Source organism: Pseudomonas cavernicola, from assembly GCF_003596405.1.
In the GTDB taxonomy this organism is placed as follows: Bacteria; Pseudomonadota; Gammaproteobacteria; order Pseudomonadales; family Pseudomonadaceae; genus Aquipseudomonas; species Aquipseudomonas cavernicola.
This window is the reverse complement of the sequence record NZ_QYUR01000002.1, coordinates 2,763,830-2,781,739: the sequence shown is the minus strand read 5'-3', so window position 1 is coordinate 2,781,739 and position 17,910 is coordinate 2,763,830. Positions and strand designations below refer to the sequence as shown.

Below are 17,910 nucleotides of genomic sequence, written 5' to 3'. Positions count from 1 at the left end.
AGGTAAGACGCGCTGGCTAGGATGGGTCGAGGGGTTTTCCAGCGAAACCCAGCCGGCTTTTGGTAGGAGCGGATTTATCCGCGATGGACTCGAACGCCCTATCGCGGATAAATCCGCTCCTACGCCCGAATCAGCACTGCGGGTTGCTTCACGAGCCGGCCAGCATCACGGTCTCGTACTGCGAGGTCAGCTCGTTCATCTGCCACAGCAGGGTCTCGGTGGTGGTGGCGATCACCGTCGGTACGTAGTGCGAGTCGGCCGAGAGACGGAAGCCGGTGCGCGCGAAGCTCCATTGCGCATCCACCTGTTGCAGGGCCTTGCGGATTGCCGGGGTGTTCTGCTCGGCGCTCCGTAGTTCTTTCAGCGCCACATCGAACTCATCCACTGCGCGCTGGAATTGCGCATCCAGCTGGCTGATCGGCAGGTGCCAGCTGATGGCTACATAGAGCTTGGCGATGCGTTGGCTGAGCATGCGCTGGCGGCCGCTGCGGTTGACCAGGTGCGCACCCTGGCTGCCGGTATGGCGTTCGATCAGTTGCACCAGCTTCTCGCTCTGGACCAGCAGCTGGTCGCTCAGTTCCAGCAGCTGTGGGGCCTGCTGTTTGTCCGGGAGTGACAGCGCCAGTTCACGGTAGCTGTTCCAGGTCTTCCCGGTGTCGCTGAGGGCGATGCGAATCTCGTCGGTGGGTGCGTATTGGCTGAGGGCTTGGTAGTTGCTCTCGAATTTGGCCACGCTCTGGTCGAGCTGCTGGATGGCCACCTCGGCGCGGATCTCCGCACCTATCATCAGGTAGTTCTTGGCGATGCGTTGGCTGAGCATGCGCTGCATGCCAGACAGGTTCATGGCTTCGGCATCGCTGAGCAGGGCCCAGCTAGGCAGGCTGAGCAGGCTCAGGCCGATCAGCAGGAGGAGGCGCTTGAGCATCTGAATGTCTCCTGGGGGCGCGGCGGCATTGCGGCCGCCACGCAAATTCAATGCCCCGGCATGCCGGGGCTTGTCTCGTCAGTAGGTGTATTGCAGTTGCGCCCAGAGTTTCTGGGTGTCCACCGCAACGGCGCCTTTCGCCTCAATTTGGCTGGCTTCGTCCGAGTCGGACTGTTCGCCGCAGCCTGCTATGCCGTGTTGATAGCTGTTTTGCTGCAGCAGGGCGCGGCTGTTGATCTGCGCGTTGAGTCGATCCGCGCACTGGCGTTCTTCGTGCTGATGGGCGGGGTGTCCATCCTCGGCCTGGAAATGAGCGGGTTGCGCGATGCTCTGCAGGAGCGCAACCGTGATTTGCAGCAGGCGCTGGAGCGCATCCAGCACCTGGCGATTACCGATGAGCTGACTGGGCTGTACAACCGTCGTTTCGCCAAGGACATCCTCGGCCAGCAAAAGGCTTTGGCCGACCGCGGCACCTATGGCTTTGTCTTGTGCCTGATCGATCTGGATTTGTTCAAAGGCGTAAACGACCGCTATGGGCATGCTGGTGGCGATAGCGTGCTGTGTCAGCTGGCGCGGTTGTTTGAGCAGGCGGTGCGCGATGTGGATTTTGTCGCGCGCTTAGGCGGCGAGGAGTTTCTCTTGGTGCTCTCGCGCACCGACGTGGCAGGTGCCCAGCAAGTGCTCGAACGCTTGCGGCAAACCCTGCGTGGTACCAGTTGGCAGAATTGTCCGGAGTTGCGCCTGACCCTGTCGGTCGGCGTGAGCCGCTATTGCTCCGTGGAGCCTTGGGAAGACACCATGCAGCGGGCCGATAGTGCGCTGTATCAGGCTAAGGGCAACGGCCGCGATCAGGTGGTGCTGCTGTAACGGCGCACGCCGGAGTCAGGCAATGCGACCTGCGCGGCGACACTGCCCTGGGCCGGGAATACCACCAGGTGATCGGCGGCGACGCGAATACCGACGTGCTCGCCCGGCTGGTGATCGGCGTGGCTGGGGAAGATCGATTCCAGCTGGCTGCCGGTGGCGAGTTGCAGGCGGTACAGGGTAGCGGCGCCGAGGAAGGTCTTACCGACGATCAAGGCTTTTTGCTCACTGTCCGGGGCGTAGACAATATCGTCCGGCCGCAGCAACACATCCACAGCGCTGCCGGGCGGCCAAGTGTAAGCACGGTTGCCGCGGATCACCCCCAATTCGGTCTGCACCGAGTCGTGACTGAGCAGTTGGCCCCGGATGAAGTAGCCCTGGCCGATAAAGCTCGCGACAAACGGCGTCAGAGGCTCGTGATAGAGGTTGTAGGGCGTGTCCCATTGCTCCAGCCGGCCTTCCTTGAACACGCCGACGTGATCGCTGACGGCGAAGGCTTCTTCCTGATCATGGGTGACCAGAATCGCGCTGGTGCCACGCGCCTTGAGGATGTCGCGCACTTCATGACTGAGGCGTCGGCGCAGCTCGCCATCCAGGTTGGAGAAGGGTTCGTCGAGCAGCAGCAGTTGCGGTTCCGGGGCCAGCGCGCGGGCTAGGGCCACCCGCTGTTGCTGGCCGCCAGAGAGCTCATGGGGGTAGCGCTTGCTCAGCGCGGACAGTTTGACCAGTTCCAGCAGTTCGGCGGTCACCCGCTCACGCTCGGGGTGTTTGCGGATACCGAAGGCGACGTTCTCGGCCACGCTCAGATGGGGGAACAGTGCATAGTCCTGGAATACCATGCCGATCCTGCGCTTCTCCGGCGCCAGGGTGAAACCGGCGCGCGAGATGACTTCATCGGCTAGCTGAATCTCGCCTTCCAGCACCGGTTCGAAACCGGCGATGGCGCGCAGCGTGGTGGTCTTACCGCAGCCGGAGGGTCCGAGTAGGCAGCCGATATCACCGGCGTTCAGATGCAGATGGAGGTTCTGCACGACTCTTTGCTCGCGGTAGCCACAAGCCAGGTCGCGCAGGTTAAGCAGCAGAGGATGACTCATGCGTGGTGGTATGCCGGTTCGACCAGGAACTCCAGCAGCGCCTTCTGCGCGTGCAGGCGATTTTCTGCCTGATCCCAGGCCACCGAGCGCGGGTCATCGAGTAGGTCTTCGCTGATTTCTTCGCCGCGGTGGGCCGGCAGGCAGTGCAGAAACAGCACATCAGTGGCAGCCAGATCAAGCAGGGCGCGGTTCACCTGATAGGGTTTGAATAGCGCCAGACGCTTAGCTGTTTCCTCTTCCTGGCCCATCGACGTCCACACGTCGGTGCTCACCAGATGAGCACCGGCCACGGCCTCACGTGGATCACGGACAATGGTCACGCGATCTCCAGCTTGGGCGAGGAACTTGGCATTCGGCTCGTAACCCTCGGGGCAGGCGACGCGTAGCTGGAAGTCGAACTGCTGTGCGGCCTCGATATAGCTGTTGCACATATTGTTGCCGTCGCCGATCCAGGCCACGGTTTTGCCTTGGATCGAGCCACGTTGTTCGAAGAAGGTCTGCATGTCGGCCAGCAGTTGGCAGGGGTGCAGGTCATCCGACAGGCCGTTGATCACCGGGACTCGCGAATGCGCGGCGAACTCGCTCAGGGTGCTGTGGGCGAAGGTACGGATCATCACCGCGTCGAGCATGCGCGACATGACGATTGCGCAGTCGCTGATCGGCTCGCCACGGCCTAGCTGAGTGTCGCGCGGGGAGAGGAATATCGCTTGGCCGCCGAGCTGGATCATGCCCGCTTCAAACGACAGGCGGGTGCGGGTCGAGGCTTTCTCGAAGATCATCCCGAGAACGCGATTCTTCAGCGGCTCGAAGAGTACGCCGCGATTGCGCAGGTTTTTCAGCTCGATGCCGCGACGAATCAGGCCCAGCAGCTCTTGGGGCGTGCAGTCCATTAGCGAGAGAAAGTGCCTTGCGCTCATCATTAACTACCTTTTGTACAACAGTTGCGCCGATCGATAAGCCAGGTTTTCCGAGAAAAGCAGGCGGGACCAGCGGCTGAGGGGCCGCACGGTGCGACGAAATGGGGAAGGCGCGATCTTATAAGGAAATGTCGCGCCATGTCATTAGAGTTCAATAACTACGCGGTCTGCAGAGGTTAACTAATGCGCCTGTAGCAACGGTTATTCTTGCGCTCAGTGCCCAGCAACCCAGGTCAATCCACCCTGAAATTGCCCCTGCCCGCATCGCTGAAGGGGAGCATTTGTACACTGTGGCCCAACGGGTTGGCAATGAAAGCGAGGTGCAGCTCGGTCATCAAGGTCTGTTTGCACCGGCGTGGCAGGTGGCGCAAGTGGCTGCCAGGGATGCACAGGGTACGTTGGGCGTAGTTTCCGCCCCATCCGTCTGGGAGCTAGGACTGCTCACGGATACTGAGCATACTCAAAGCCAGAGTCGACCTTTTGTCGGCGAGCCTAGAGCAGGAAGTGTCATGAGCCAGCGCACCTTTGCCCATCATCTCGTTTGGAGTGCGGCCAGAATGGTTGGCAAGGAGCCGCAAGCTTTTCTGGCCATCCGCCGCCTCGGGGATGATTCCGACGCGGTCTACCATCGTATCTGCGCCGATCAGCACTTCGAGTACAAAATCGATGCCGAGACTGCGGCACTGGCGGAGCTGGCTAAAGTCATCAGTATCGACAAGAGCGATAACCCGGTTTTCTGAGCCGAGGCCCTGCTTGTTGCGAAGGCCAGTGCTTAGCCCGATGGGCTAACGCCGGGCACAAAAAAGCCCCGCAAGATGCAGGGCTTTTTTGATCAGATCGGGGAGTCTTAGACTACCTGAACTTCTTCAGCTTGCATGCCTTTCTGGCCTTTAGCAGCCACGAAAGAAACGGTCTGACCTTCTTTCAGGCTCTTGAAGCCGTCGCTCTGGATTGCTTTGAAATGTACGAACAGATCAGCGCCGCCATTGCTTGGGGTGATGAAGCCGAAGCCTTTTTCATCGTTGAACCATTTAACGGTGCCAGTTTCGCGATTAGCCATGGTGTTTCTCCTTGAACAGAGTGGGTTGCGGTCCAGGCAGTAACCTGTGCCAGTACTGAGTGCAAAGAGTTATCGGATTCGTGTAGATGGTTGGATCGAGATCTAAACACCAAGTTGCGATTCGCGGTACACATGCAGCACAGTGGCCCAAAGATACGCACTTTGCGCGATTAATGCGACTAGCTAGGACGTGGATATTTTGTTTCAGGGGAAAAAATGATTGGAATTGGCCGTTCATCGGCTGTGCCGAGGTGACGGGAAACCCGCTCACCTCGGCGCGGTAGACGCCCTGCTGTGGGTTAAATCGGTAGGCTTGATGCCTGCCGATTCATAAGACGAACGCTCCTAGCGAAGTCGCTCGCCTGCCGCCATAGTCTTCAATCCACGACCTGAAGGGTCGTCTCGAAGAAGAATATGAGGCTAGGCCATGACCAAGACCCTCCACCACCGTGCGTGCCACCTGTGCGAAGCCATCTGCGGTCTGACCATCGAGACCACGGCCCTGGAGAGCGGTGGTCAGCAGATTCTCTCGATCAAGGGCGACGCCCAGGACAGCTTCAGCCGCGGCCATATCTGCCCGAAGGCCGTCGCGCTGCAAGATATTCAGAATGACCCTGACCGCCTGCGCCAACCGATGCGTCGTGTGGGCAGCGAATGGCAGGCCATCGACTGGGATGAGGCGTTCGAACTGGTCGCCAGCCGCCTCGCCGAGATTCAGGCACGCCATGGGCAGAATGCGGTGGCCACATACCATGGCAACCCCAGCGTGCATAACTACGGGATCATGACCCACAGCAACTATTTCCTCGGCTTACTGAAAACCCGCAACCGTTTTTCCGCCACCTCAGTGGACCAGTTGCCGCATCACCTAGTCAGCCAGCAGATGTACGGCCACGGCCTGCTGCTGCCGATCAGCGATATCGACAATACCGACTTCATGCTGATCCTCGGCGGCAACCCGTTGGCCTCCAACGGCAGCATCATGACCGTGCCAGATGTGGAGAAGCGCCTGAAGGCGATCAAAGCGCGTGGCGGCAAGATCGTGGTAGTCGACCCGCGCCGCAGCGAGACCGCGGCGATTGCCGACCAACACCTGTTCGTGCGTCCGGGCCAGGACGCGGCGCTGCTCTTTGGTATGTTGAACACCCTGTTTGAGGAAGGCCTGGCCCGCGCCAGCCATCTGCCGGTCGAGGGGCTGGATGAGGCACGCCAGGCCATCGCCGAGTTCACCGCCGAGACCATGAGTGGGCGCTGCGGCGTGCCGGCCGAGCAGATTCGCCAACTGGCCCGCGACTTTGCAGCGGCCGATAAAGCGGTGTGCTATGGCCGCATGGGTGTGTCGACCCAGGCCTTCGGCACGCTCTGCCATTGGCTGATCCAGTTGATCAATCTGGTCACCGGTAACCTCGATCGGGTGGGTGGCGCGCTCTGCACTGAACCTGCGTTGGACCTAGTGGCCAGTACCTCCGGCAACAATTTCAATCGTTGGCAGAGTCGTGTCTCCGGCCTTCCGGAATACAGCAGCGAGCTGCCAGTGGCGGCGCTGGCTGAGGAAGTGTTGACGCCCGGCGAGGGACAGATCCGCGCGTTGATCACCGTCGCCGGCAACCCCGTGTTGTCCACGCCCAACGGCCGTCAGCTGGAGCAGGCGCTGGATGGCCTGGAATTCATGCTCAGCGTCGATTTCTATATCAACGAGACCACGCGCTATGCCGACCTGATCCTACCTCCCACCGGGCCGCTGGAGCACGACCACTACGACACTACCTTCAATATGTTCGCCGTGCGCAACGTTACCCGTTTCAACGAGCCGGTATTGGATAAGCCCCTGGGGGCGCTGCACGACTGGGAAATTTTCGTCGGCCTGGCCAAGGCCTTTGCCGCCAAGACCGGGGCGCAGCTGAAGCCGACCATGGCGCCGGCGCAGATGATCGATATGGGGCTGCGCGTAGGCCTGTATGGGGACAAGTCCGAACACCAATTGTCGTTGGCCAAGCTGCGTGAGCATCCTCATGGCATCGATCTGGGGGCGCTCAAACCCAATCTGGCTGAGCGACTGAAGACGCCTGGCAAAAAAGTCCAGGCTGCCCCTGCCTTGCTATTGAGCGATCTGCCGCGCTTCGCCGCGGACCCTGTACCCAAGGCCGGCGAACTGGTGCTGATCGGCCGTCGCCATGTGCGCAGCAACAATTCCTGGATGCATAACTACCACCGGTTGGTGAAGGGCAAGCCGCGCCATCAACTGCTGATGAATCCCGAGGATCTGGCCAAGCGCGGTCTGGCCGACGGCCAGCGCGTGCGAGTGCGTTCGCGGGTTGGCGCCATCGAGGTGGAAGTGGCGACCAGCGAAGAGATGATGCCCGGCGTGGTCAGTTTGCCGCACGGTTGGGGGCATGGCCGGCCGGGGGTGCAGATGGCGATCGCCAGTGCGCAACCGGGGGCCAGCGCGAATGATTTGACCGACGAGCGTCAACTCGATGCGCTGTCTGGCAATGCCGCCTTGAATGGTGTTCCCGTCGAAGTCGAAGCGGCTTAATCTTGAAAGAAGGGAGGCCGAGCCAAGTGCTTGGCTTTCCGTTACAATGCCGCCACCGTGCCGACCCGTGAGTCGGAAAGTCCAGTGCTGAGGTCCCCCATGGATATCATCGAAACCATCAAAGAGCAGATCGCTAACAACACCGTTCTGCTGTACATGAAAGGCTCGCCGAATGCCCCACAGTGTGGCTTTTCGTCTAAAGCTGCGCAGGTCGTCATGGCTTGCGGCGAGAAGTTCGCTTATGTCGACATCCTGCAGAATCCGGAAATCCGCGCCAACCTGCCGAAGTACGCCAACTGGCCGACCTTCCCGCAGCTGTGGGTCGGTGGTGAACTGGTCGGCGGTAGCGACATCATGGCCGAACTGTTCGAGAAGGGGGAGTTGCAAGCCCTGATCAAAGCGGCGACGCACAAGGCTGATGCCTGATTCAGAGTGCTGTGCCGGCTGACTCGGGAGAGAAAGCCCGCGCAATAAAAAGCCCCGTCAGTGCGGGGCTTTTTATTGTCTGCGGTTTATTCGTCCATCTGCGACTGCAGGTAGTTCGGCAGGCCGACCTTGTCGATCAGGTCCAGCTGGGTTTCCAGCCAATCGATGTGGTCTTCCTCGGAGCTGAGGATAGCTTCCAGCAGCTCACGGCTGGCGTAGTCACCAATGCTTTCGCAGTAGGCGATGGCGTCTTTGAGGTCGATGTGTGCCTTATGCTCGATCTTCAGATCGCACTCGAGCATTTCCTTGGTGTTTTCGCCGATCAGGATTTTGCCGAGGTCTTGCAGGTTAGGCAGGCCTTCGAGGAAAAGGATGCGCTTGATCAGCGTGTCCGCATGCTTCATCTCGTCGATGGACTCGTGATACTCGTGCTCACCGAGCTTTTTCAGGCCCCAGTCTTCGTACATGCGCGCGTGCAAGAAGTACTGGTTGATCGCGACCAGCTCGTTCCCGAGGATCTTGTTGAGATGCTGGATGACTTTCTTGTCGCCTTTCATGTCGGATCCTGCCGTGCAAGGGAATAGGTAATTTCAAATTTTGGGCCGGCAAATAGTCGCTGTCAAATCTAAGCTATTGAAATTGAAGTAAAAATTAATCTGAATACGAATGTTTGAGTTCTGCATTTTGCCGCTAAGCGCTTGAATTTCAGGCATAAAAAACCGGACACGAGGTCCGGTTGTTCAAAACGTTCGAATTAGGCGGCGACGAAACCGGCGGGGTAGGCCAGCGCGGCTTGGCTGCTTTGCACTTCGGTCAGGGTCTCGCGGACTACTTGCTTGGCCAGGGTGGCACATTTGCCACATTGGCTGGCAACGTCCAGCGTCTTGCGAACATCACGGTAACTGCAGCAACCTTCAAAGATCGCATCGCGAATTTGACCGTCGGTGACACCAAGGCAGAGACAGACGTACATGAGAGGCCCAAAACTCAAAGTGGCTTGATGCGAAAGATACTAATGTTAATGAGAATGCTTGTCAAAACGTATGTTTAAAGTCTCGCCCTAGAGGCTCTGCTGCCAGACAAACGGTCATCTAGGGCATGCGCTCTATCGGTTGGAGGGCGGGGCAAAAAGCGGTGGGCCTCGCTCAAAATCGAGGTGTATCATTGTCGGTTCCTGGAGCGAGTCGTGTTATTGCGCTGTCGTTTGTCGGTGCTAGGTTTAAATCGGCTCGCACCTCACTCATCACTCAAGGAGATATCGAATGAGCGTACTCGTAGGCAAACAAGCCCCTGATTTCAACGTGGCTGCGGTACTGGGTAACGGCGAGATCGTTGACAGCTTCAGCTTGTCCTCGGCAATCAAAGGCAAATACGGTCTGGTTTTCTTCTACCCACTGGATTTCACCTTCGTTTGCCCGTCCGAGCTGATCGCTCTGGATCACCGCATCCCTGAGTTCAAAGCGCGTAACGTGGAAGTGATCGGTGTCTCCATCGACTCCCACTTCACCCACAACGCCTGGCGTAACACCCCGGTAGACAAAGGCGGCATCGGCCAAGTTAAGTACACCCTGGCCGCCGACGTTAAGCACGAAATCGCCAAAGCCTACGACGTTGAGTCCGCCGACGGCGTGGCGTTCCGTGGTGCCTTCCTGATCGACCTGAACGGCGTCGTGCGCTCGCAGATCGTCAACGACCTGCCGCTGGGCCGTAACATGGACGAGCTGCTGCGTCTGGTCGATGCTCTGCAGTTCACCGAAGAGCACGGCGAGGTTTGCCCGGCTAACTGGAAGAAAGGCGACAAAGGCATGACCGCCACGCCTGAAGGCGTAGCCTCGTACCTGGCTGAGAACGCTAGCAAGCTGTAAGGCTGTTGCGTCCACAAAAAACCCGGCTTCGGCCGGGTTTTTTGTCTGCGTTTATTCGTTGAAGTCTTCCCAACCGCCCATCTCTTTCCAGCGGTTGACGATGCCGCAGAACAGCTCCGCGGTTTTCTCGGTGTCGTAGCGCGCGGAGTGCGCTTCACGGCCGTCGAAGTCGATACCGGCGGTCTGGCAGGCCTTGGCCAGCACGGTCTGGCCGTAGGCGAGGCCGGCGAGGGTCGCCGTGTCGAAGCTGGAGAAGGGGTGGAAGGGGTTGCGCTTCATATCGTTGCGGTTGACCGCCGCGTTGAGGAAGCCCAAGTCGAAGCTGCTGTTATGCCCGACCAGAATGGCACGCTTGCAACCGTTGGCTTTCAGCGCTTTGCGGATGCCACGGAAGATGTCGGTCAGGGCTGTATCTTCACTTACCGCCATGCGCAGCGGATGGTCGAGCTTGATGCCGGTGAACTCCAGTGCGGCTGCTTCGATATTGGCGCCTGCGAACGGCTCGACCCGGAAGAAATAGGTGTGCTCGGGAAAGAGGAAACCTTTTTCATCCATGCCAACGGTGACCGCGGCAATTTCCAGCAAGGCGTCGGTGGCGCAGTTGAAGCCGCCGGTCTCGACGTCGACGACTACCGGCAGATAGCCGCGAAAGCGCTGGGCCATTGGGTGGCGTGAGTTGCCACCGCCGCCGTGACCTTCCTGTTCGTCGTCGTAGCTATCGTCACTCACGTGTTTTGCTCCAGCAGGCGCCAGCGCAGTTTTTCACCGGCGCGCAGCGGGATTACGCTTTGCTTGCCGAACGGCAAGCTAGTCGGGGCGATCCATTCTTCACGAACCAGGGTAATGGTTTCGCTGTTGCGCGGCAGCCCATAGAAGTCCGGGCCGTGCTGGCTGGCGAAGGCTTCCAGCTTATCCAGCGCGTTACGCTGCTCGAAGGCTTCGGCGTACAGCTCAATGGCGGCATAGGAGGTGTAGCAGCCGGCACAACCGCAGGCGGCTTCCTTGGCGTGCTGGGCGTGCGGTGCCGAGTCGGTGCCGAGGAAAAACTTGCTGCTGCCGCTGACAGCCGCGTCCAGCAGGGCTTCCTGGTGCACGTTGCGCTTCAGAATGGGCAGGCAATAGAAGTGCGGGCGAATACCGCCAACCAGCATGTGATTGCGGTTGTACAGCAGATGATGGGCAGTGATGGTGGCGCCGACGTTCGCCGAAGCAGCGTTGACGAACTGCACGGCCTCGCGGGTGGTGATGTGTTCAAACACCACTTTCAGCGTCGGAAAGCGCTCGACCACACGGCTCAGCTGTTCGTCGATGAACACTTTCTCGCGGTCGAATACGTCGATTTCGCCACGGGTGACTTCCCCGTGTACCAGCAGCGGCAGGCCGACTTCGGCCATGGCTTCCAGAACCGGGAAAATCTTGTCGATGCTGGTAACGCCAGCGTCCGAGTTGGTCGTGGCGCCGGCCGGATAGAGTTTGGCGGCGTGGACGAAGCCCGAGGCCTTGGCCGCGCGAACGTCTTCGGCGCTGGTGAGGTCGGTGAGGTAAAGCACCATCAGCGGCTCGAAACGACTCCCGGCCGGACGCGCGGCCAGGATGCGCTGGCGATAGGCATCAGCTTCTTCGGTATTGCGTACCGGCGGCACCAGGTTCGGCATGATGATGGCGCGGCCAAAGGTGCGCGCGACGTCGGCGACGGTACGCGGCAGTACCGCGCCATCACGTAGATGGATGTGCCAGTCGTCGGGGCGCAGCAGGGTCAGGCGGTCGGTCATTGGGGGAATTCCAGGCGGGCAAAACTACTGGGAATGCTACCGGAAAAGCCGCTCTCAGGCACCCGCTATCAAGTTTTGCCTGACTCAACCGATACCACTGTGGAATGCCGTTATTCCTTGTGGAGTCCGCCGTGCGCCAGCATTATCTCGCCTTGCTCAGTCTGATCGCCAGCTTGCCGGCCGTGGCCATCACCTTTCAGACGCGTCTGGAAAAGGTTGAGTGGAAGGTCGAGGGCGATCAGTTTGAGTGCCGTCTGTCGCAAAGCATCACCGATTTCGGGGTTGGCGAGTTCGTCCGGCGCGCTGGCGAGCAAGCTACGTTCCGCTTACAGGCACGTGAGCAGTGGATGGGCAGTGGTTCCGCGACTCTGTTGGCGGCCGCGGTACCTTGGCAGCCAGGGCGTGGCGATATCAACCTGGGCGTGGTCAGCGTGGGCTCGGGAGAGGTGCCACTCAACAGCTCGCAGCAGCAAGGCGCGCGTCTGCTCAGTGGTTTGCTCGACGGGCGCAGTCCGTTAGTCCGGCATCGCACGCTACAAGGCGGCGAGGGGCTGGAGGTGCGATTGCTGCCGGTCAAGTTCAACAAGGCCTATAGCGACTATCTGGCCTGCACAGCCAAGTTGCTGCCGGTTAACTTCGATCAGATCAAGCAGGCGCAGATCGGTTTTCCGGGTGGCGGTTCGGCGCTTGATGATGCCTCTCGGGCCAAACTGGAAATTATCCTGCAATACCTCAAGGCCGATCCCAGCGTTAATCACATCGAGTTGGATGGCCACTCGGACAACGGTGGTAGCCGCCTGACCAATCGTGACTTATCGCGCCGTCGCGCCTTGGCGGTGCTGGATTACTTCAAAGCCAACGGTGTGCCGGAGCAGCAGATCGTTATGCGCTTTCATGGCGAGCGCTACCCGGTGGCGCAGAACAACAACGAAACCAACCGCGCGCGTAATCGGCGGGTGACTGTACATCTGTCACGTGAGGCCGCACCTGCCGACACGCCAACCCCGGCCGCCGTTGCGCCTAATCCGGCAGCCGCCTCCTGAGCCTAGAAGCCTGTCGGGTGTAGGTTGGCGCTGAGCGCAGCGATGCCCAACAAGGAGTCGCCTAGCGACTCCCTTGACTCGAAGGTAGCCCGGCCCTGCAGGCCAGTCGTTGGGCATCGCCTTCGGCTCAGCGCCAACCTCCTAGTGGTCGCACAGGCGAAAGATTCTGTCGCTTCGTCGTCAGAAGCCGTCGCGCCTCTGTAAATCAGCCGGCGCGAGCAGTAGAATCGCGGGTTTTCCGTACAACCCCGTGGAGTGATGGCATGGCGGACGTAAAGAAGGTTGTCCTGGCGTATTCCGGTGGCCTCGACACTTCGGTGATTCTCAAGTGGCTGCAAGATACCTATCAATGTGAAGTGGTGACTTTCACCGCGGATCTCGGCCAAGGCGAAGAAGTTGAGCCGGCACGCGCCAAGGCGCAGGCCATGGGCGTGAAGGAAATTTACATTGACGATTTGCGCGAAGAGTTCGTGCGCGACTTCGTTTATCCGATGTTCCGCGCCAACACTGTTTACGAAGGCGAGTACCTGCTCGGTACGTCCATCGCCCGCCCGCTGATCGCCAAGCGTTTGATCGAGATCGCCAACGAAACCGGCGCTGACGCCATTTCCCATGGCGCGACCGGCAAGGGCAACGACCAGGTGCGTTTCGAGTTGGGTGCCTATGCACTGAAGCCGGGCGTAAAAGTCATCGCCCCCTGGCGTGAGTGGGATCTGCTCTCACGCGAGAAGCTGATGGATTACGCCGAGAAGCACGCGATCCCAATCGAGCGTCACGGCAAGAAAAAATCACCGTACTCCATGGACGCCAACCTGCTGCATATCTCGTATGAAGGCGGCGTGCTGGAAGACACCTGGACTGAGCACGAAGAGGACATGTGGCGTTGGACCAAGTCGCCGGAAACTGCGCCGGACGTGCCGACCTACCTCGAATTGACCTACCGCAACGGTGACATCGTTGCCCTCGATGGTGTCGAAATGAGCCCGGCTACTGTGCTCGCGACGCTGAACAAGATCGGTGGCGAGAACGGTATCGGCCGCCTCGATATCGTCGAGAACCGCTATGTCGGCATGAAGTCGCGTGGCTGCTACGAGACGCCCGGCGGCACCATCATGTTGCGTGCCCACCGTGCCATCGAATCGATCACCCTGGACCGCGAAGTCGCGCACCTGAAAGACGAGTTGATGCCGAAGTACGCCAGCCTGATCTACACCGGCTACTGGTGGAGCCCGGAGCGTCTGATGCTGCAACAGATGATCGACGCCTCGCAGGCCCACGTTAATGGTGTAGTGCGTCTGAAACTCTACAAAGGCAACGTCATCGTCACCGGTCGCAAGTCCGATGAGTCGCTGTTCGACGCCAACATCGCCACTTTCGAGGACGATGCCGGCGCCTACAACCAGGCCGACGCGGCTGGCTTTATCAAGTTGAACGCCTTGCGTATGCGCATCGCTGCCAACAAAGGTCGCAAGCTGTTCTGATAGGCTGTGAACTGAGCCTGACAAAACAACCCCGGGCACTCCCCGGGGTTGTTCGTTTCTGAGAGCCTGTTCGTGATCTGCTGCGCGTCGGCCACGCGGCGTTGAAATCGGGCTCAAAATGCTCATTTACTACTTGTAAAGTGCGCCTCTTCGCCCGATTTCGCGATCCACAGGGATGTGGTGAATGCCGCTAGCCCGCATGGAGCGGGCGTAGCCTTGTCTGACCTTGGCTCGCGAGATCGTGAACAGGCTCTGAGTCCGCCACAAGCGGCACTGATTAAGGAGAAACCTGATGAGACTGCTGCACACCATGCTGCGCGTCGGCGATATGGATAAATCCATAACCTTCTATACCGAAGTGCTGGGCATGACCCTGCTACGCCGCAAAGATTATCCCGAGGGTCAATTCACCCTGGCTTTTGTCGGTTACGGCAATGAAGCCGAGAATAGCGTGATCGAACTGACCCAGAACTGGGGCGTCGAGGAATATGAACTGGGTAGCGGCTACGGGCATGTCGCGCTGGAAGTCGACGATGTCTACAAGGCCTGCGAGGACATCCGTGCGCGCGGCGGCAAGATCACCCGTGAGCCGGGGCCGATGAAGCACGGCAGCAGCATTTTGGCCTTTGTCGAAGATCCAGATGGTTACAAGATCGAGCTGTTGTCGCCGCACCGAGGTGATTGATCGGCTGTTCTTTGTCAGGTTGGCGCGGCCAAGGCTGTTCCTGGCGTGAATGAAAAAGCCCCGCATTGCGGGGCTTTTGCTTGGCGCGATTACAGATCGAAATCGTATTCGGCCAGTTGTTTGTGTAGGCGACGCTCTTCCAAGAGGTTGTCGATGATGCGCCGTTTGGTCAGATTGGTTTTAGCGACTTCAACCGGAGTCTCTGCCGCGTCATCTGCCTCATCGGTGCCAACGTCTTCGTCGAGTTCCAGGTCTTCTTTGCTAGTGCTCATGACGTTCACTCCCGGCTACAAGGGCCATTTGCGCACCTTATAGCGGCAAATCTGGAGCGGGTAAAAAAGATTTTTTCAATCGCTTCAATAGGTCTAGCAATAGCGGCTCAATCGTCAGAGGTCTTGTGCTTGTATTCACAGAGATCTTCGATACGGCAGCTGCCGCAGCGTGGCTTACGGGCCTGGCAGACATAACGGCCATGCAGGATCAGCCAATGGTGCGCGTCGAGCAGGAATTCTTTTGGAACAAATTTCATCAGCTGTTTTTCCACCTCCTGCACATTCTTGCCAGGGGCGATACCGGTGCGGTTGCTGACGCGGAAAATATGCGTGTCCACTGCCATGGTCAGTTGGCGGAAGGCGGTGTTGAGTACCACATTGGCGGTCTTGCGGCCGACGCCGGGGAGGGCTTCCAACTCTTCGCGGGTTTGCGGCACCTGGCTGCCATGCCGTTCGATCAGTAGCCGGCAGGTTTCGATGACATTCTTCGCCTTGCTGTTGAACAGGCCAATGGTCTTGATGTACTCGCTCAAGCCTTCGACGCCGAGGGCATAGATGGCTTCAGGGGTATTGGCCACCGGGTAGAGTTTGGCGGTGGCTTTGTTGACGCCGACGTCGGTCGCCTGCGCGGACAGGATCACCGCGATCAGCAGCTCGAACGGTGATGAATAGGCTAGCTCGGTCTTCGGTTCTGGATTGTCTTCGTGCAGGCGGCGGAAGATTTCTTTGCGTTTGGCGGCGTTCATGAGTGGTCGATTTTCACGGTGAAAAGACGGCGCCCCCCTGCCAACAGCAGGCCGAGCAGGATAAAGGCGCCGGACGCGTGGGCGAACAGCTGGAGGCCACTGAAGTGGGCCAGGTCGAGTTGCCAATGCGCGGCGTTCTGGCCGAACAGCCAGTCCATACGGGCAAACAGCGTGCCGCTGCCGAGGGTTTCGCGCAAGGCACCCAGCAGCAAGGCGCACAGGGCGAAAATCAGGCCCAGTGTCAGGCCGGTGCTGGGGCGCTGCGGTTCGCCAAGGGTGAGTTGCAGGCAAGGCAGGATCAGCAGCGCTAGAAACGGCCCTAGCGCACGATGCAATTCGAAGGCGAAGGCCTGCATCAGCAGGTCGGCGCAGCTGACCAAGGTGCAGGCGGACAGCAGCGCGGCTAGCCAATAGGCGGTTCCACTGATTCGCGTATAGGTGAGCGACAGCAGCAGACCGAAGCCGGCCAGCACTGGTAGGCCGGCTAGCGCGAGTCCCAGCGCCTTGACCAGCAGATCGCTGGCACCCAGCAGCGGAGCGAGGCCGAGCAGGCTAAGTGGGGTGCTGAGCAAGCGCTTCATGGCGCTTTCTCCGCAGGGGTTTCCAGCAACCTCTGCCGGTGTGCGTCGAAGAAGCTCAAGGCCTGCTGCACGGCCTTTACCACGCCGCGCGAGGTGACGGTGGCGCCGGCGACCTGATCGAACTGGCCGCCGTCGGCACGCACCCGCCAGTCCGGTTCGGGCGAGGTGCGTAGTGACTTGTCGACGAAGCCGCGCAGCCATGGGCGCTTGTCGGCCGCGGTCAGATCGCCGAGGCCAGGCGTCTCGTGTTGTTCGAGCACCTTCACGCCGAGCAGTCGAGCATCAGGGCCTATGGCCAGCAGCAGACGAATCGGCCCTTCATAGCCGTTCGCCGTGGCCGGCAGCAATACCGCGCTGGGTGCACCTTGCCGGGTAGCGAGATAGGCGAACTCGGGCGTGGGCTTGCCGAGCAGGTCGCTGGCGGGCAGGGCGATGCGCTGGGCCAGCGGATGGTTGTCGTAGCTGCCGACCGGTAGCAGGTCGAGCATGGCGCGTTCGGCGCTGGCTTGTCGTTCGCGCTCGATACGCTCGGAGAGCAGGTGCTGGATGCCGACCACCAGAACCAAACCAAGGATGGCGAGCAGAGCCAGCGCCACGGCGTGCCGGCTATTCATTGCGTGGCTCCTGCACTACGCGTGGCTAGCCGTTCCAGCGTCGGCACCGCCAGGTTCATCAGTAGCACGGCGAAGGCCAGCCCGTCCGGGTAACCGCCCCAGGTACGGATGACATAGACCAGAACGCCGACGCCGACGCCGAACAGCAACCGGCCGCGCTCGCTGGTGGCGCCGGACACCGGCTCGGTGACGATAAAGAAGGCGCCGAGCATGGTCGCGCCGGAAAACAGGTGCAGCAGCGGCGAGCCGTTGGAGTCCGAACCTGAGCCGTTCCAGCACAGCAGGCTGACCACGAACAGTGCGCCGAGCATGCCCGCCGGCGCCTGCCAGCGAATTACCCGCTGCTGCAACAGGAGCAGGCCGCCCAGAAGAAAGGCCAGGTTGACCCATTCCGTCCCGCGTCCGCCGAGACGACCGAACGCCGGGTGACCGGCAAACAGCTCGTCGATAGTCAGGCGGTCGTTGTGCTTGAGGCTGTCCAGTGCCGTCGCTTGGCTCCAGCCATCCACCAGCCCGGAATCGAGATTGAATACCTGCTGCAGCGCTGCCAGCAGGCCGTGGCCGCTACCGGGCGCCGGCCACTGGCTCATCTGGACCGGGAAGGCCACCAGGGCGAAGGCATAGCCGAGCATTGCCGGGTTGAACGGGTTCTGCCCGAATCCGCCGAACAGCGATTTGCCGAACAGGATGGCGAAGGCGCTGACGGTCAGGGGCAGCCACCAGGGTGCGTAGGGCGGCAACGCCAGGGCCAGCAGGGTGGCGCTGACCAGTGCGCTGCCTTCGGCAAAGGCGCCGATGCCGAACAGGGCTTGCTGGTTATTGACCGGCTGGCGGCGCAACTGGCGCACCAGGGCTTCGCAGGCGAGTGCAGCGGCGAGGGTGAGCAGCAGTTGCAGCAGCGTGCCCCACCCGTATTGCCAGAGCAGCGCCAGCGCGCCGGGCAGGCAGGCCAGCAGCACCAACTGCATGCTGGGGCGAGGGTCGAAGCGCGGGAGGCTGTTCACTCTGTCGCCTCGTCATTGTTTGGTG

Annotated in this window: 21 protein-coding genes; 8 read left to right on the top strand and 13 right to left on the bottom strand. The window is 60.3% G+C overall.

Annotated features, from left to right (window positions below; translation table 11 throughout):
* Nucleotides 1–148: 148 nt before the first annotated feature.
* The gene (locus tag D3879_RS13275) at nt 149–925 is read right to left on the bottom strand and encodes a type IV pili methyl-accepting chemotaxis transducer N-terminal domain-containing protein (protein ID WP_119954687.1); all 777 of its coding nucleotides are present in this window, start codon (nt 923–925) and stop codon (nt 149–151) included.
* Between the two features lie 96 nt (nt 926–1,021).
* Between D3879_RS13275 and D3879_RS13270 the strand changes: the two genes are divergently transcribed.
* A complete protein-coding gene (locus D3879_RS13270) occupies nt 1,022–1,792 on the top strand; it encodes a GGDEF domain-containing protein (protein ID WP_158592082.1) in 771 nt (256 codons plus the stop codon).
* Here the strand turns inward: D3879_RS13270 and D3879_RS13265 are convergent.
* Both D3879_RS13265 and argF read right to left on the bottom strand, forming a co-directional pair.
* Entirely contained in the window at nt 1,774–2,883 is a 1,110-nt protein-coding gene (locus tag D3879_RS13265) for an ABC transporter ATP-binding protein (RefSeq protein ID WP_119954685.1), read from the bottom strand. The two genes, D3879_RS13270 and D3879_RS13265, sit on opposite strands and share 19 nt — an antisense overlap.
* On the bottom strand, nt 2,880–3,800 hold the full coding sequence (gene argF / locus D3879_RS13260) for an ornithine carbamoyltransferase (protein WP_119954684.1): 921 nt from the start codon (nt 3,798–3,800) through the stop codon (nt 2,880–2,882). The genes D3879_RS13265 and argF overlap by 4 nt, the downstream gene beginning before the upstream one ends.
* A gap of 509 nt (nt 3,801–4,309) precedes the next feature.
* On the opposite strand from argF, the gene D3879_RS13255 reads away from it, so the two are divergent.
* Entirely contained in the window at nt 4,310–4,540 is a 231-nt protein-coding gene (locus D3879_RS13255) for a hypothetical protein (protein WP_147411138.1), read from the top strand.
* Between the two features lie 107 nt (nt 4,541–4,647).
* On the opposite strand, the gene D3879_RS13250 is transcribed toward D3879_RS13255, so the two are convergent.
* Nucleotides 4,648–4,860: a cold-shock protein gene (locus D3879_RS13250; protein WP_108097521.1), complete on the bottom strand. Its 213-nt coding sequence runs from the start codon at nt 4,858–4,860 to the stop codon at nt 4,648–4,650.
* A 427-nt stretch (nt 4,861–5,287) separates the two neighbouring features.
* Here D3879_RS13250 and D3879_RS13245 point away from each other — a divergent pair, with 427 nt between their 5' ends.
* Both D3879_RS13245 and grxD read left to right on the top strand, forming a co-directional pair.
* Entirely contained in the window at nt 5,288–7,396 is a 2,109-nt protein-coding gene (locus D3879_RS13245) for a molybdopterin oxidoreductase family protein (RefSeq protein ID WP_119954682.1), read from the top strand.
* A gap of 99 nt (nt 7,397–7,495) precedes the next feature.
* Nucleotides 7,496–7,822 (top strand): Grx4 family monothiol glutaredoxin, encoded by a 327-nt coding sequence (grxD, locus tag D3879_RS13240; RefSeq protein WP_119954681.1) that lies wholly within the window; start codon nt 7,496–7,498, stop codon nt 7,820–7,822.
* A gap of 86 nt (nt 7,823–7,908) precedes the next feature.
* Here the strand turns inward: grxD and bfr are convergent, their stop codons facing one another.
* Both bfr and D3879_RS13230 read right to left on the bottom strand, forming a co-directional pair.
* Complete coding sequence (gene bfr / locus D3879_RS13235) at nt 7,909–8,379, bottom strand: bacterioferritin (protein WP_119954680.1); 471 nt, start codon at nt 8,377–8,379, stop codon at nt 7,909–7,911.
* Nucleotides 8,380–8,576: 197 nt separating this feature from the next.
* Nucleotides 8,577–8,795 carry a bacterioferritin-associated ferredoxin gene (locus D3879_RS13230; protein WP_119954679.1) on the bottom strand — a complete coding sequence of 73 codons (219 nt, stop codon included), beginning with the start codon at nt 8,793–8,795 and terminating at the stop codon, nt 8,577–8,579.
* Between the two features lie 289 nt (nt 8,796–9,084).
* Between D3879_RS13230 and D3879_RS13225 the strand changes: the two genes are divergently transcribed.
* Nucleotides 9,085–9,687, top strand: a complete 603-nt coding sequence (locus D3879_RS13225; protein ID WP_119954678.1) for a peroxiredoxin — start codon at nt 9,085–9,087, stop codon at nt 9,685–9,687.
* Nucleotides 9,688–9,738: 51 nt separating this feature from the next.
* Here the strand turns inward: D3879_RS13225 and rnt are convergent, their stop codons facing one another.
* Nucleotides 9,739–10,416: a ribonuclease T gene (gene rnt / locus D3879_RS13220; protein ID WP_119954677.1), complete on the bottom strand. Its 678-nt coding sequence runs from the start codon at nt 10,414–10,416 to the stop codon at nt 9,739–9,741.
* Complete coding sequence (pyrC, locus tag D3879_RS13215; RefSeq protein ID WP_119954676.1) at nt 10,413–11,459, bottom strand: dihydroorotase; 1,047 nt, start codon at nt 11,457–11,459, stop codon at nt 10,413–10,415. The genes rnt and pyrC overlap by 4 nt, the downstream gene beginning before the upstream one ends.
* A gap of 131 nt (nt 11,460–11,590) precedes the next feature.
* Between pyrC and D3879_RS13210 the strand changes: the two genes are divergently transcribed.
* From D3879_RS13210 to gloA, 3 genes are all read left to right on the top strand, one after another.
* Nucleotides 11,591–12,502: a flagellar protein MotY gene (locus D3879_RS13210; protein WP_119954675.1), complete on the top strand. Its 912-nt coding sequence runs from the start codon at nt 11,591–11,593 to the stop codon at nt 12,500–12,502.
* Between the two features lie 263 nt (nt 12,503–12,765).
* Complete coding sequence (locus tag D3879_RS13205; protein WP_119954674.1) at nt 12,766–13,983, top strand: argininosuccinate synthase; 1,218 nt, start codon at nt 12,766–12,768, stop codon at nt 13,981–13,983.
* 292 nt (nt 13,984–14,275) lie between these two features.
* A complete protein-coding gene (gene gloA / locus D3879_RS13200; protein ID WP_119954673.1) occupies nt 14,276–14,668 on the top strand; it encodes a lactoylglutathione lyase in 393 nt (130 codons plus the stop codon).
* Nucleotides 14,669–14,757: 89 nt separating this feature from the next.
* Here gloA and D3879_RS13195 read toward each other — a convergent pair whose 3' ends face one another.
* The 5 genes from D3879_RS13195 to D3879_RS13175 form a co-directional block, all read right to left on the bottom strand.
* A complete protein-coding gene (locus tag D3879_RS13195) occupies nt 14,758–14,940 on the bottom strand; it encodes a PA3496 family putative envelope integrity protein (RefSeq protein WP_119954672.1) in 183 nt (60 codons plus the stop codon).
* Between the two features lie 107 nt (nt 14,941–15,047).
* Nucleotides 15,048–15,686, bottom strand: a complete 639-nt coding sequence (nth, locus tag D3879_RS13190) for an endonuclease III (RefSeq protein WP_119954671.1) — start codon at nt 15,684–15,686, stop codon at nt 15,048–15,050.
* On the bottom strand, nt 15,683–16,267 hold the full coding sequence (locus D3879_RS13185; RefSeq protein WP_119954670.1) for an Rnf-Nqr domain containing protein: 585 nt from the start codon (nt 16,265–16,267) through the stop codon (nt 15,683–15,685). The genes nth and D3879_RS13185 overlap by 4 nt, the downstream gene beginning before the upstream one ends.
* Entirely contained in the window at nt 16,264–16,881 is a 618-nt protein-coding gene (locus D3879_RS13180; protein ID WP_119954669.1) for an RnfABCDGE type electron transport complex subunit G, read from the bottom strand. The genes D3879_RS13185 and D3879_RS13180 overlap by 4 nt, the downstream gene beginning before the upstream one ends.
* Complete coding sequence (locus D3879_RS13175) at nt 16,878–17,849, bottom strand: RnfABCDGE type electron transport complex subunit D (RefSeq protein WP_119954970.1); 972 nt, start codon at nt 17,847–17,849, stop codon at nt 16,878–16,880. Before D3879_RS13175 ends, D3879_RS13180 begins: the two co-directional genes overlap by 4 nt.
* Nucleotides 17,850–17,910: the final 61 nt, after the last annotated feature.

Excerpts from the sequence above, each read along its gene's own strand:
- D3879_RS13245 (WP_119954682.1), top strand. The coding sequence starts at position 5,288 with ATGACCAAGACCCTCCACCACCGTGCGTGCCACCTGTGCGAAGCCATC.
- D3879_RS13255 (WP_147411138.1), top strand. The coding sequence starts at position 4,310 with ATGAGCCAGCGCACCTTTGCCCATCATCTCGTTTGGAGTGCGGCCAGA.
- D3879_RS13225 (WP_119954678.1), top strand. The coding sequence starts at position 9,085 with ATGAGCGTACTCGTAGGCAAACAAGCCCCTGATTTCAACGTGGCTGCG.
- bfr (WP_119954680.1), bottom strand. The coding sequence starts at position 8,379 with ATGAAAGGCGACAAGAAAGTCATCCAGCATCTCAACAAGATCCTCGGG.
- D3879_RS13230 (WP_119954679.1), bottom strand. The coding sequence starts at position 8,795 with ATGTACGTCTGTCTCTGCCTTGGTGTCACCGACGGTCAAATTCGCGAT.
- D3879_RS13180 (WP_119954669.1), bottom strand. The coding sequence starts at position 16,881 with ATGAATAGCCGGCACGCCGTGGCGCTGGCTCTGCTCGCCATCCTTGGT.
- gloA (WP_119954673.1), top strand. The coding sequence starts at position 14,276 with ATGAGACTGCTGCACACCATGCTGCGCGTCGGCGATATGGATAAATCC.
- D3879_RS13205 (WP_119954674.1), top strand. The coding sequence starts at position 12,766 with ATGGCGGACGTAAAGAAGGTTGTCCTGGCGTATTCCGGTGGCCTCGAC.
- D3879_RS13250 (WP_108097521.1), bottom strand. The coding sequence starts at position 4,860 with ATGGCTAATCGCGAAACTGGCACCGTTAAATGGTTCAACGATGAAAAA.
- D3879_RS13275 (WP_119954687.1), bottom strand. The coding sequence starts at position 925 with ATGCTCAAGCGCCTCCTCCTGCTGATCGGCCTGAGCCTGCTCAGCCTG.
- D3879_RS13195 (WP_119954672.1), bottom strand. The coding sequence starts at position 14,940 with ATGAGCACTAGCAAAGAAGACCTGGAACTCGACGAAGACGTTGGCACC.
- pyrC (WP_119954676.1), bottom strand. The coding sequence starts at position 11,459 with ATGACCGACCGCCTGACCCTGCTGCGCCCCGACGACTGGCACATCCAT.
- argF (WP_119954684.1), bottom strand. The coding sequence starts at position 3,800 with ATGAGCGCAAGGCACTTTCTCTCGCTAATGGACTGCACGCCCCAAGAG.
- D3879_RS13175 (WP_119954970.1), bottom strand. The coding sequence starts at position 17,849 with ATGCAGTTGGTGCTGCTGGCCTGCCTGCCCGGCGCGCTGGCGCTGCTC.
- D3879_RS13265 (WP_119954685.1), bottom strand. The coding sequence starts at position 2,883 with ATGAGTCATCCTCTGCTGCTTAACCTGCGCGACCTGGCTTGTGGCTAC.
- nth (WP_119954671.1), bottom strand. The coding sequence starts at position 15,686 with ATGAACGCCGCCAAACGCAAAGAAATCTTCCGCCGCCTGCACGAAGAC.
- grxD (WP_119954681.1), top strand. The coding sequence starts at position 7,496 with ATGGATATCATCGAAACCATCAAAGAGCAGATCGCTAACAACACCGTT.
- D3879_RS13185 (WP_119954670.1), bottom strand. The coding sequence starts at position 16,267 with ATGAAGCGCTTGCTCAGCACCCCACTTAGCCTGCTCGGCCTCGCTCCG.